This window comes from Alkalibaculum bacchi, assembly GCF_003317055.1.
Taxonomy (GTDB): Bacteria; Bacillota; Clostridia; order Eubacteriales; family Alkalibacteraceae; genus Alkalibaculum; species Alkalibaculum bacchi.
Genome location: NZ_QNRX01000008.1, coordinates 82,594 through 95,613, shown reverse-complemented (window position 1 = coordinate 95,613; position 13,020 = coordinate 82,594). Strand labels below are relative to the sequence as shown.

9 protein-coding genes are annotated in these 13,020 nt (G+C 33.9%); 3 read left to right on the top strand and 6 right to left on the bottom strand.

The genetic code is table 11. The annotated features are described in order from the left end of the window. Positions 1 to 113 precede the first annotated feature (113 nt). Both DES36_RS07580 and DES36_RS07575 read left to right on the top strand, forming a co-directional pair. Entirely contained in the window at positions 114 to 1,088 is a 975-nt protein-coding gene (locus tag DES36_RS07580) for a hypothetical protein (RefSeq protein ID WP_113920624.1), read from the top strand. A 2-nt stretch (positions 1,089 to 1,090) separates the two neighbouring features. Continuing rightward, positions 1,091 to 1,855 (top strand): protein-glutamine gamma-glutamyltransferase, encoded by a 765-nt coding sequence (locus tag DES36_RS07575; RefSeq protein ID WP_113920623.1) that lies wholly within the window; start codon positions 1,091 to 1,093, stop codon positions 1,853 to 1,855. A gap of 360 nt (positions 1,856 to 2,215) precedes the next feature. Here the strand turns inward: DES36_RS07575 and DES36_RS07570 are convergent, their stop codons facing one another. From DES36_RS07570 to DES36_RS07555, 4 genes are all read right to left on the bottom strand, one after another. Continuing rightward, positions 2,216 to 3,589, bottom strand: a complete 1,374-nt coding sequence (locus tag DES36_RS07570) for a hemolysin family protein (RefSeq protein WP_113920622.1) — start codon at positions 3,587 to 3,589, stop codon at positions 2,216 to 2,218. A 233-nt stretch (positions 3,590 to 3,822) separates the two neighbouring features. Continuing rightward, a complete protein-coding gene (locus DES36_RS07565; RefSeq protein ID WP_113920621.1) occupies positions 3,823 to 5,043 on the bottom strand; it encodes an NAD(P)-dependent oxidoreductase in 1,221 nt (406 codons plus the stop codon). 115 nt (positions 5,044 to 5,158) lie between these two features. Next, complete coding sequence (locus DES36_RS07560) at positions 5,159 to 6,469, bottom strand: hexokinase family protein (RefSeq protein ID WP_113920620.1); 1,311 nt, start codon at positions 6,467 to 6,469, stop codon at positions 5,159 to 5,161. 126 nt (positions 6,470 to 6,595) lie between these two features. Further along, a complete protein-coding gene (locus DES36_RS07555; RefSeq protein WP_113920619.1) occupies positions 6,596 to 7,774 on the bottom strand; it encodes a MalY/PatB family protein in 1,179 nt (392 codons plus the stop codon). A 244-nt stretch (positions 7,775 to 8,018) separates the two neighbouring features. Here DES36_RS07555 and DES36_RS07550 point away from each other — a divergent pair, with 244 nt between their 5' ends. Continuing rightward, positions 8,019 to 8,378, top strand: coding sequence for a hypothetical protein (locus DES36_RS07550; protein WP_113920618.1), 360 nt, complete (start codon positions 8,019 to 8,021; stop codon positions 8,376 to 8,378). Between the two features lie 300 nt (positions 8,379 to 8,678). On the opposite strand, the gene htpG is transcribed toward DES36_RS07550, so the two are convergent. Then, positions 8,679 to 10,553 (bottom strand): molecular chaperone HtpG, encoded by a 1,875-nt coding sequence (gene htpG, locus DES36_RS07545; RefSeq protein WP_113920617.1) that lies wholly within the window; start codon positions 10,551 to 10,553, stop codon positions 8,679 to 8,681. A gap of 318 nt (positions 10,554 to 10,871) precedes the next feature. After that, entirely contained in the window at positions 10,872 to 12,839 is a 1,968-nt protein-coding gene (gene tkt, locus DES36_RS07540; protein WP_113920616.1) for a transketolase, read from the bottom strand. Positions 12,840 to 13,020: the final 181 nt, after the last annotated feature.

Below are 13,020 nucleotides of genomic sequence, written 5' to 3'. Positions count from 1 at the left end.
AGTTTCCGCTTCCACATTCAACTTTCAGCAATTTACATAAAAAACTAATTTTATTCAACAAAGCCAATAAACTTTAATAGAATAGATTAAAGTTATTAAAAGGCGGTGTTAAAATGAAAGATCCATCGTTGAAGTACTTCGACTTGTTGAATAAAGCTTATGACTACGATTCATTTAGGAAAGCTTTTAAGAGATTTTTATTAGAAAATGAAAGGGGTGCTATTTATTATTTAAACGACAAGAGATTGTATTTTCCTACTCTATATTTTGTCAAAAAAGAAGTAGAATCTTTAAATACACTAGGAAATCTAAATCTTAGAAATCGCATTGCCCTAAATTTGTGCTCTGTCATTAAAGGGGATATGAAATTTAAAGAAATTAGCGACAAATACAATAGCAAAAGAATTCACGATACCCTTATATGGATGTTTGACAGTGGCGTTTATGCTGACGGTTTAAACGACGAATTCGATGAAATATTAGATGGTACTGTTGGCATGCTTATATGCTTTATGAAGGATCATTCTATATTACCTTCTGTAATTGACCTTATGTTTAATCGCTATGAAAAGGGCTGTTTTATACACGATCTATCCTGGTACCTTCTTCAGTCTAAAGATCCGAGCCTTTTAGGGCTAATAACAAATCGATTAAAATTATCTAATGAAAAATCGATTCAACTAGCCTGTAAATTATTACATATTGATGGGGATATAAACAGTTTTCAAGACAATAAAGAAGTAAATATACAACAAACGTATAGTTGGGTAAATGAAAATATGCCTTATATTTATTTTTCAGGGGAAAGTTTTCAGCTTAGCAGTGAGCCAAATATCTTTAAAGTTCATTTAGAAGGAAAGTACTTAAATAAAAAAGTATCTCCCGATACAGGAGAGTTCTTAAAGCCTTTAAAATTTTTTGAAAAAGATGCACTAAAGTATTTTAGACAATCGAGCCTTGAAAAAAAAGAGCAATTATCAGAGTACTCCTATAAATTAAAAAAGCAAAACCATAAGTTGTGGCGTCAATGGATTAAAAACGATTTGTCTTCACAGATAGCCCTAATGAACAAGGATTGGGAGGGCTAGATATGATTAAGATTGATAATACTCCTATAGATGTAAATGAATACTTAAAAAAGTATCCTGTACATAGCATAGAAAGAGAAACTGTACGAATTATGTCAGCTAGCTCTAGCTCGTACAATTATGCTGATATAGGACAATTAGATTTTGAGTTGTTACTAAGAAGAGAAATTGTAAACTCAGCGAAAGCTCTTAACCAAAGTGGTTTACACTTTAAAGTCTTTAGGCAATCTATATGTAATGAAAAATACTGGAATCGAAAGAGAGATGGAGGCTTTGAATTAAAGGATGATGTTTCTGCTGCAGAGGCTATCAACGATATTTATACCAATGGTTCAAAATATGGAACAGAGTGTGCTACAGCAATGCTCATAGTATATTATAAAGCTTTGTTAAATGTTTTTTCTAAGGAAAGATTTGATAGTATGTTCAAAAATATATATTTGATGAATTGGTCTAGGATTGGTTGGAAACTAAAAGAAGTGGGCTCTGTTCATAAAGTAGCAGATTTCTTGCCAGGTGATCGGCTCTATTTTGATAATCCTGAAGTCAGCCCACTCACTCCCTATTTACAAGGAGAAAATGTCATTGACCTAAGCGGTGGTAAATATTACGGTCACGGAATAGGCATCTATTCTGCAGATGCTTTTATAAACATGTTGAATTCTAATAGGAAAGAAGGAGCCACAAAGTCAGCCTACTTAATGGACGTGGCAGGACGACCAAATTTTAAGAGTTTAGCTAAAGACTACTCAAGTTCTACTTTGTAAGTTCTAAGTTTTATGTGAAATCAGGTGGTCAAGTGGTCAGGTGGTCAGGAAAACCAAACTCGCCTAAAGGCGAGACGGTCTCCCTTTCAGCTTTCCGCTAATATGTTTTTCATAATCCACTGCAATAAAATAAAAACCTCATTTGTAAACAGCAGCATCTCAAAAACAAAGAGCTATTTCCTTGGAAATAGCTCTTATTTTTATAGCGAAAAGTTTTAATAAGATCTTAGCAACTATATACTGTTTATTGTTCCATATTCATTGTCCACTGGGACGTACGTCGCATATTTGACCCTACAGGAATACCCTAATGCTAGTGACTAAACACTAAGGACTGGTGACTAAAATGCCACAGGTGCTTTAGTCATCGTCTTCATCGTCATCGTTTTCTGTTTCTTTTATATAATCACTCAGCACAATTCGTACTCTTTGTATTCTTTTGTCTTCTACTACTTCTATAAAAAAGTCTATTTCTCTGCCTTCTGCATCCTCATAAGAGACTTCAATTTTCTCGCCATCTTTAGGAATATATCCTATTATAGAAATCAATAATCCTCCTAAAGTGTCGTAGTCCTCAGAAGATTCATCAATATCTATTTGAAGCTTACTGTTTAACTCCTTAACAGAAGTAGTCCCCTTAGCAACGAAATTAAAAGCGTCAATTTTCTTTATATCAGGTTCATCGTGATCGTATTCGTCATCGATATCTCCCATAATTTCTTCGATTAAGTCTTCCATTGTTACAATACCAGAAAATCCACCATATTCATCAATTAATACAGCCATATGATTTCTAGTATTTTGAAGCTCTGTAAATAAATCATCAATATTTTTTCGTTCTGGTATAAAGTAAGCAGGACGTGCTATCTTACGTATATCTACATTTTCAAAGCCAACTTTATAGGACTCTAATAAAAAATCTTTTATGTAGAGTATACCAATAATATTATCTACATCTCCTTCGAAAACAGGGATTCTAGAATACTTTAACTGAAGCATCTCCTTAAGGTATTCTTCAATAGGGTCTTCTACGTCAATCATAAAGACCTCTGTTCGTGCAGTCATAATCTCCTCAGCTAACTTATCATCAAAACCAATAACACTATCAATCATTTCTCTTTCAGTAGGGTTTATAATCCCCTGCTCTTGGCCCACTTCTACAATTGATCGAATTTCCTCTAGTGTTACTTTTTCTTCTACACCCTCAAGGCTAATTCCAGCAATTCGCAGTATTCCATTAGTGGAAAAAGATAGAAAAGATACAAAAGGTCTCATGACTTTTGAAACAATGCTGACTATTCCAACAGCTTTCATCGCAAAACTCTCAGCATTCTGAAGGGCAACTCTCTTAGGTACTAATTCTCCAAAAACTAATGTGAAATAGGCTAGTATTAATGTTATTCCAATAAATGCGATATCTTTTCCAAAAGGTATTCCATAACTAGTTAAAAACTTCCCTAAGTCATTTGAAATACCTACCGCAGCTGATCCAGAAGATAAAAATCCTGCAAAGGTGATTCCTACCTGTATGGTAGATAAAAATCTTGAAGGTTCTTTTAAGAGTTTTAATAATTGCTTGGCCTTTTTGTTTCCTTCCTCTGCCTCAATAGCAAGTTTCTTCTTATCTACAGAAACCATTGCCATTTCAGAAGCTGCGAAAAAAGCATTGATTGAAGTTAAAATAACTATTAATACTAACTGGGGTATAATCGACCCACCTGAGTCTGGTTCCATTTAGTTCCTCCTCGTAAAATTATGTTTATTTATTTAATATTACCATAATTTACTTAAAAATTATACATATAATAAATAAGTAAACCCAAATTTATTTATCTATTATTAGCTCATATGGTCTACATTATTTATTCTACAAAGTTCTACTATAAAAAAATTCTCCACACTACTTATTATACTACTTTTTTTTAAATATAAAAGAGGCGAGACTTAAATTGTCTTGCCTCTAGATTTTAAACTAAGCTTTGTAGATATTCGTCTATTGCCTTGGCTACTAATTTTGAGTAGTGTACTGCTTCTACTACTGTTTTAGCTCCTAATACAACATCTCCTGCTGCAAACACACCTTTTCTTGTGGTATTACCCTGTGCATCTGTAACTACTAAACCTGCCCTATTGGTGTCAATGCCCTCAGTAGTCGTAACAATTCGATTCCTAGGACCTTGGCTTACTGAAATAACAGTAGAGTCTGAGGGGAAAAATTTTCTTTTTCCAGGTATATCTAGTATTTTTTCTTCTTCATCTCTATGTACCTCTTCAAACCATACTCCTTCGTCAGTTATCTCAACAGGTTTAACATTGTACTCAAATTCTACACCTTCAATAGATGCATACTCTACTTCTCTAAGATTTGCAGAAGGCTGATTCCCTCTAGCAAATACTGTTACTTTTCTGGCTCCTTTTCGGATTGCCGTTCTAGCCACATCCATAGCAGCATTTCCAGCCCCAATGACATTTACACTATCACCTAATTGATACACATCAGGATTGGTCAAATAGTTAATAGCAAAATGTACATTCCCGAGAGTTTCCCCCTTTATTCCTAAAGTATGAGGTTTCCACACACCTGTACCAATAAAGACGGCTTTATACTCATCTCGAAATAAATCATCTACATCTATAACAGAACCTATTGCTGTATTGGGTCGTATCTTAATACCTAATGATATCATCTTATCATGGTAATTATCGATAATCTTCTTTGGCAATCGAAATTCAGGAATACCATATCTAAGAACTCCTCCAATATGATCTTTCGCTTCAAAAATCGTAACATCGTAGCCTTTTTGAGCTAATATAATGGAAATCGTGATTCCCGCTGGACCTGAACCAATAATTGCAACTTTAATTCCATTTTGAGGTGTGTCGGTTTTTTTAATTTTATCAAAATAGCTATCAGAAATATAATTTTCAATGCTGCTAATTTGAACAGGCATTCCCTTTTTATTTAATATACAATGTCCTTCGCACTGATGCTCATGATTGCATATTAAAGAACACACTAATGACATGGGATTATTTTTAAAGACCATATCTCCTGCCTTATTTATATCTTTATCTAAAAGAGCGGCAATCATTTGTGGAATAGGTGTATTAACAGGGCAACCTTCCCTACATAATGGCTTCTTACAATTAAGGCATCTTTTTGCCTCATGTACAACATGTAATGACATAATTAATTACCCTCCTATGTTCATTGTTTAATTATATTGTATACAGTATACCAATATTGTTTTGAGATGTAAATGGTAATTAAAATATTGTCAATACCTCTTAAAAATTTTTAATTTAAGAAACCATAAGAGCTGCCATAGCTGCACCAACTAAAGTCCCATTCTCTACTTTTTTTTGCTTTATATAAAAGCCTTTATTTTCTACATAAGTTTTTAAATAATAGTCGAATTTATTTTGAAATACAGGCGAACCGTAAAAGGTAGAGCCGTCTATAGTCAGACAAACAGGCTCGCATGGGTTTTTTCCCCTTCCTGTTTTTTTGAGTATAGCGTTTACATTCATTGCTAATAGCATAGCGCCTCGCTCTATTAATTCATCAATTAAAAGATAAATTTTAATTCGATCTTCATATGTCCCGTGTTTACTAATAGCTTGACCTAAACTCTTTTCATTAGAAAAAGGATTTAGGAGAAAATCAGATACATCCTTTGAAGATATACTAGGCACCTCTTCAATAATTTTTTTGGTAAAAAGGCCATCTTTACCTGCACGCATCAAGCTCTCAAAGACAAGGGGCCCCTGATAAGCTCCAGATATCATCTTCTCAAACAATTGATTTCCTGGATCATTTGACTTTTGATCTAAACTTTCATCTATAGCACCTCTAAATAGAGGACTATATCCCCCGGATTCAATATTTATCAAGGTATGACCTTCTTTTTTGCTAAGAAGTTTATCTTTTAATACATTCTTACTCTTTTCCATGTAGCAAGTATTGGTTCCTGTGCCAAGTATTAAACCTATAAAGGTATCATATTTATAGGTTTGAGAAACACCTATTCCGCTAAGTAATACAGCTGTTGTATCGTTTAATACTGCTACCTTTTTATTGCCTTCATATCCTCCTTGACATAAATAATAATTGAGGGTTTCTCCCAATATAGTAGATTCAATATCTGTAATTTTTAATTCTTTTGTCATAGACAAGACTTTGCCATCTGTATTAGAAAGTATTTCAACTGGATAAGAAAAACAAAAACCAATTTTATTGCTTTTGTTTATTATGGGCGAGATGTATTGGACAATGATTTTAAAAAATTCATCTCTAGAAATAACTTTATCTGCCCCTGGCATAGGATAGACCTGCAGATTCTCTACAAGGATTTTATCTTCTTGAATAGTAACTACTGCCCTTCTAAAATTCGTGCCACCTGCATCTAAAACAATAATAGGTTCTCCATAGGAAAAAGTAGAGAAAGGGTCTATATAAGTAGGTATCATCTTTAGTGAAGAGTCGCCACTTAAGCCTTTTATCATCTGACTTATAAATTGGGTAGTCTCTTTTTCAAAATCAATATCTTTATAGCTCATTTTATTCTCTTTTAAAAACTGAGACACTTCTTCTCTTATTTTCTCGATATTCATTTGAAACTCCCTCCTGTTTAACAATAGTTAAACGGTTGTTCAGCTCCTGTTTAACTTTACATTTTTTCGCTTTCCACTTTCAGCTTTCCAGTATCGCCATCTAACTTTGTGCCTCAATACTTCTGCTTACAACATATTTTTTAGCGCTTCTCTTAGCTGCTCAAAAGCTTGTTCTAAAATAGATCTTGGGCAAGCTATGTTTACTCTTTGAAAGTTTTCTCCGTCTTTTCCAAACATGGTTCCACCATCTAGCCATAGTTTTGCTTTATTGACGATTAACTCCTCTAGTTCCTGTTCAGATAATCCTAAGTCTCTACAGTCTAACCAAACCAAATAAGTCCCTTCTGGTTCTACCAGCTTAATTTGAGGTAAATGTTCTGCTAAAAAGGATCTAATAAAAGACAAGTTTTCAGAAAGGTATTCTTTTAGCTCTTCTAACCACTCTCCACCATATTCATAGGCTGCTTGACAAGCAATAAGTCCCATAGTATTCAACTGGCTGTACCCTGTTCTATCAATTTCCTTTATAAATGCTCTTCTAATATCTTTATTGGCAATAAATATATTAGATACTTGTAAACCTGCTAGATTAAAGGTTTTGCTTGGTGCTGTGCAGATAATGGAGTTGTCTAAGTACTCTGGTTTTAGATTTGCAAATACATGATGCTTATGGTCTTTGTAAACAAAATCAGCATGAATTTCATCTGCAACGACAATAACATTGTGTTTTACACATATATCCCCAAGGTCAATAAGTTCTTCTTTGGTCCATACCCTACCTACAGGATTATGAGGGCTACACAGTATGAATAAGCGAACATTATTTTCTATAATCTTTTTTTCAAAATCTTCTAAATCCATATGATAGGATCCATTTTTATAGATTAATGAATTATTAATTAATTTACGATTATTAGCTTGGATGGATCCAGAAAATGGATAGTACACCGGTTGTTGAATAATTATTGCATCCCCTTCTTTTGTCAGAGCCCGAACAGCGGTAGAAATAGCATAAACTACTCCAGGGGTTTTTACTAGCCAATCTTTTTTAATCTCAAAGTTAAAGCGAGATAAATACCAATTATATAGTGTTTGAAAATACTCATTCTTCGTATCAGAATACCCAAATATACCATGTTCACTTGACTTTACTAATGCTTCAGCCACCGCTGGAGGTACTCTAAAGTCCATATCTGCTACCCATAATGGCAAGATATCCTCTGGCTTTCCTCTTTCTACTGCAAAATCGTATTTCAGGCTATTGGTATTTTTTCGATCGATAATTTCATCAAAATTATATGTCATTTTAATCCTCCTAACTAAAATCAAGAAAACAATCAATATTAAACGTATCTGTATAATATGTATTAAGTTTACCTTTAATCATTATCCTTGTCAATTTAAACTTCACACTCTATATTTTTTTATACATTAAGTATGAACATTTATACTTCATTATAATATTATATATTGAAGAATGACAAAAGAAATCTTTCGTACTTAGGTTCTGTATTAGAACCTAAAATTTTTTAGGAGGTTCATATAAATAATGAATAACAGACAAAAAGCTGCTTTAAATGATCTACAAGAAGCTATGAGAGCTAATCCAGGCGCTAATATGCAACAGTGTATGCAAGGAGTTTTAGGGACTTTGCAATCACTTGGCGACCTTAGATTCGCTATAGAATTTGAATGTGGCGGCTGCTGCAAAACTGTATCTGCAGAGCTAGAAGATGTAGATTTCTTTGATTTCTTTGATGGCGTACTCCTTATATTTGGAGATTTAAAACTTAAAGAATGCTGTGATAAAGGTTCAAAAAAAGATATACTCTTCATCATAATTCCACTAGACAAAATCAGTTCTTTTGAAATCTTTGAAAGGCCTTGTTATTGCCCAGTAGCTGAATAACAAAAGCCATCAGCAATCAGCACTTTGGGGCTAGATCCGCGGGTCATAAAATCTCGCTAATTACCCACATGGCTAATAGTGGCTATGTGAAAGCATATAGCTACCAAAAGTATCTTAGTAGCGGGACGTCAGATCGTCGTCCCCTACTTACTATATAAAAAAGCTCCAGGCCACATATTTAATGCTCCCTGAAGCTCTTTTTCAACTATTTAAGTTCAGCTTTTCTTTGTAAAAGCTACATCTTCAAAATTCCACTTTCCGTCGCAAAAAGTTCCGCATTCAGCTTTCTGCCTTCCAGTATCACACCATTAACTTAATCATATTATTTGTAAACTCAACAGGGTCCTCTATTGTCAAGCCTTCAATAAGTAATGCTTGATTGTACAATACCTTTGTATACAAATCTAATTTTTCTTTGTCCTTTTCAAAGGCATCCTTTATTTTAGCAAAGATATCGTGGTTACCGTTAATTTCAAGAACTTTTTCTGCTTTTATGCTTTGACCTGTTGGCATTGCATTTAAGGTTTTTTCCATCTCTATCGTTAAATCCCCTTCATTGGTCAAGCATACAGGGTGATTTTTTAGTCTTTTAGATATTTTCACTTCTTTTACTTGGTCTTTTAAGACTTCTTTCATGTATTCAAATAGATCTTTATTTTCTTCTTTTTCTTCTGTAGAAGTTGAGTCTTCTGTCTCAAAGCCTAAATCTTCAGAGGATACAGACTTAAACTCTTTTTCTTCATACACACTCACCATACGGATTGCAAATTCATCTACATCTTCTGTAAAGTATAGAATTTCATATCCCTTTTCTGCTACAATTTCTGTTTGTGGTAATTTGTCAATTCGTTCTATAGATTCTCCTGCTGCATAGTAAATGTATTTTTGATCCTCAGGCATCCTCTCAACATACTCTTTTAAAGTGACCATTTTCTTTTCTTTAGAAGAGTAGAACAAGATTAAATCCTGTATGTCCTCTTTATGTGAGCCATAATCGCTGTAAATTCCATATTTTAATTGTCTTCCAAAAGATTTGTAGAATTTCTCGTATTCTTCTCTAGAATTTTTTAGAATATTTATAAGTTCGTTTTTAATTTTGTTCTTAATGTTTTTAGCAATAAGTTTTAATTGTCTATCATGTTGCAATACTTCTCTTGAAATATTTAAGGTTAAATCGTCAGAATCTACTAGACCTTTTACAAAGCTAAAGTAATCAGGAAGAAGGTCTTCGCACTTTTCCATAATAAGTACACCACTTGAGTACAATTCTAAACCTTTCTTAAATTCTTTAGTATAATAATCAAAAGGTATGCTTTCTGGAATGTACAAAATTGCATTGTAGCTTACTGCACCGTCGACACTAATATGAATATGTTTAATTGGTTTATCAAAACCATAGTGTTTTTCATTGTAGAAGTTTTCATAATCTTCGTCTGTCAATTCATTTTTATTTTTTCTCCAAATTGGTACCATGCTATTAATCGTTTGTTCTTCTGTGTAATCCTCGTATTCTCCTTCTGCACCTTCCTTAGGTCTTGAACCTGTTATGTCCATTTTAATAGGATAACGAATAAAATCGGAATACCTCTTAATAATAGCTTTTAATCGATACTGCTCTAGATACTCATCGTAATTTTCATCTTCTGAATTTTCCTTTAGCTTTAAGGTAATTTCTGTGCCAACGTCGCCTTTCGTTGCTGGCTCAATGGAATAACCTTCTACGCCTTCTGATTCCCATTTGTAAGCTTCATCGCTTCCTATTGATTTACTAATCACTGTAACCTTTTGAGCAACCATAAAAGAAGAATAAAAACCTACACCGAATTGTCCAATGATATCATGGCCATCTTTGAGTTCGTTACCTTCTTTAAAATCAAAAGAGCCGCTTTTAGCGATAACCCCTAAATTCTCTTCTAATTCATCTTTTGTCATCCCTATACCAGTATCTCTTATGGTTAAGGTTCTATTTTCCTTATCCACACGGATTTTTATATAGTAATCTTCTTTATTAAAGACTAGAGTGTCCTCACTTAGGGTCTTGTAATAAATCTTGTCAATGGCGTCACTAGCATTTGATATCAATTCTCTTAAAAAAATTTCTTTGTGTGTGTAGATGGAATTGATCATCATATTAAGTAATTTTTTTGATTCCGCTTGAAATTGCTTTACTTCCATAAAACCGCTCCTTCGTTTGTTTATTAGCACTCTTTTTAATTGAGTGCTAATATTATTTTTGCACAAACAGTCCCTTCTGTCAATGCTTTTTAGTTCTAAGATTTAAATTCTATGTTCTATGTAAAAGAACTTTGTATTGAAGTACCATCTTCTTTGATTACTAGTACTATATACATTATTACTAGAGATCCTTCGGCAAAGCCTCAGGATGACGAAAGGAGTAGCTAGGGTTATAGTAAATAAGACGGGTGGACGGGAAAACCTCATGCCGTTTATACTTGACATGAGGTTTTCCCTTTCCGCTTTCAGCCTTCCGCTTTATACCAGAGCTTTTACTGTACTTACTACGTTTTCTACTGTGAAACCGTATTTTTCGATGACTTCATCTCCCGGAGCGCTGGCACCAAATTTGTCAATGGTAATTGTCTCGCCTTGGAATCCAATATATTTATGCCATCCAAAGCAAGAAGCCATTTCAATAGCTACTCTCTTTGTTATGTTTTTTGGGAGGACGGATTCTTTATACTCTTCTGACTGTTCTTCAAAAGCTTTAAAAGAAGGTAATGAAACAACTCTCGTATCAATCCCTTGTTTTAAAAGTTCTTCTTGGGCATCAACTGCCAAAGCCACCTCGCTACCTGTAGCTATGAGAATGGCGTCGATTTTATTTTGCTCTTTGGATATAATATATCCACCCTTTTTCATTTCTTTTCTGCAGGAGCCTTTTAGTGCAGGAAGGTTTTGTCTTGTTAGTAAAATACAAGTAGGTCCACTTTGGCTGACTAATGCTTGTTCCCAAGCACCCATTACTTCTGTGGTATCAGCTGGTCTAATAACGTCCATATTAGGAATAGACCTTAGCCCTGCAATTTGCTCTATAGGTTCATGAGTTGGGCCATCTTCTCCAACGGCTATAGAATCGTGAGTAAACACAAAAACACTTGGTATACCCATAAGAGCTGCTAATCTTAAAGAAGGTTTCATATAGTCGCTAAAAATAAAGAACCCACCTGAGAAACCTTTTAATCCATGAAGAACTAATCCATTCACTGTTGCAGCCATAGCATGTTCTCTAACACCAAAATTAATATTTCTACCTAATAAATTATCTGGTCCAAAGTCTCCATTTATGCCCTTTACTTTAGTGGAAGAAGCTAAATCCGCACTACCTCCAATAAGAAGTGGGCATTCCTCTTGAAGAAGGTTTAAAAGATCTCCTGAAGATGCTCTTGTAGCTATAGAAGGCTTTATTTCATAAGAATTAAATACCTTGTCAAAATCAATATTTAGAGGTTGATAATTTGTAAGTCCCTTTAATTCCTTGCCTTCTTGTGGGTAAGATTTTTCGTATTCATCTACTAATTTTATCCATTCTTTGTATGCTTTAATGCCCTTATTTTGATTTTGCTCAGAATAATGATTGTATATGTCTTGATCAATAGTAAATGGTTCCTTATCCCATCCTAATGTTTTTCTCGTTACTACTGTATTTTCTTCTCCTAGAGGAGACCCATGTGTAGCATTTTTTCCAGCATGTGGAGAGCCATGTCCAATAATAGTTTTTACTTCAATGATGGTTGGTTTGGAACTATTTCCTTTAGCTTGTGTAATAGCCTTATGGATGTTTTCGTAATCTTCGCCATCTTCAACCTTAATATAATTCCAGTTCATGGCTTCAAATTTGCCTTTTACATCTTCAGAACTTGCCAAATTAACTGGTCCATCTAATTGAATATCATTAGAGTCAAATAAGAGAATTAATTTACCTAAACCTAAATGGCCTGCCAAACTAATCGCTTCTAATGCTACACCTTCTTGTAAATCTCCATCTCCACATAATACATAAGTATAGTGATCGATCACTTTTTTGTCGTCTTTATTAAAAGTCGCAGCCAGATATTTTTCTGCTATAGCAAGTCCAACTGATGTTGCAATTCCTTGTCCTAATGGTCCAGTAGTAGATTCTACACCAGGAGTATGACCGTATTCTGGATGACCTGGCGTTTTTGATCCCCATTGTCTAAAATTCTTTAACTCTTCCATTGGAAGGTCGTAGCCATTTAAGTGAAGTGCAGAGTATAATAAGGCTGAACCATGTCCAGCAGACATAATAAAGCGATCCCTATCAAACCATTTTGGATCTTTAGGATCGAACTTTAAATGTTTTGTAAATAACGTATACATTATTGGAGCTGCACCTAAAACAATTCCAGGATGTCCACTATTTGCCTTGTTAATCATATCTACTCCTAGAATTCTCATGGCATTAATTGCTTTTTTCTCCATTTCATCACCTCGAAATTTATTTTCTTTTCTTGTTATTTATACCCCTTTGTTTCTAAATTATTCTTATTGGATCTTATAGAAAGTAAATCATCTTAAAAATCAGTAGATTAGCTCACAGCCTATCTGCGACTAATTATGATATAATGTACTTTACTACATTAGATTACTAAATTTTAAATGA

What these genes read in the sequence shown, in the direction of transcription:
- DES36_RS07580 (WP_113920624.1), top strand. Translation starts at nt 114, where the DNA reads ATGAAAGATCCATCGTTGAAGTACTTCGACTTGTTGAATAAAGCTTAT.
- DES36_RS07555 (WP_113920619.1), bottom strand. Translation starts at nt 7,774, where the DNA reads ATGACATATAATTTTGATGAAATTATCGATCGAAAAAATACCAATAGC.
- DES36_RS07565 (WP_113920621.1), bottom strand. Translation starts at nt 5,043, where the DNA reads ATGTCATTACATGTTGTACATGAGGCAAAAAGATGCCTTAATTGTAAG.
- htpG (WP_113920617.1), bottom strand. Translation starts at nt 10,553, where the DNA reads ATGGAAGTAAAGCAATTTCAAGCGGAATCAAAAAAATTACTTAATATG.
- DES36_RS07570 (WP_113920622.1), bottom strand. Translation starts at nt 3,589, where the DNA reads ATGGAACCAGACTCAGGTGGGTCGATTATACCCCAGTTAGTATTAATA.
- DES36_RS07560 (WP_113920620.1), bottom strand. Translation starts at nt 6,469, where the DNA reads ATGAATATCGAGAAAATAAGAGAAGAAGTGTCTCAGTTTTTAAAAGAG.
- tkt (WP_113920616.1), bottom strand. Translation starts at nt 12,839, where the DNA reads ATGGAGAAAAAAGCAATTAATGCCATGAGAATTCTAGGAGTAGATATG.
- DES36_RS07550 (WP_113920618.1), top strand. Translation starts at nt 8,019, where the DNA reads ATGAATAACAGACAAAAAGCTGCTTTAAATGATCTACAAGAAGCTATG.
- DES36_RS07575 (WP_113920623.1), top strand. Translation starts at nt 1,091, where the DNA reads ATGATTAAGATTGATAATACTCCTATAGATGTAAATGAATACTTAAAA.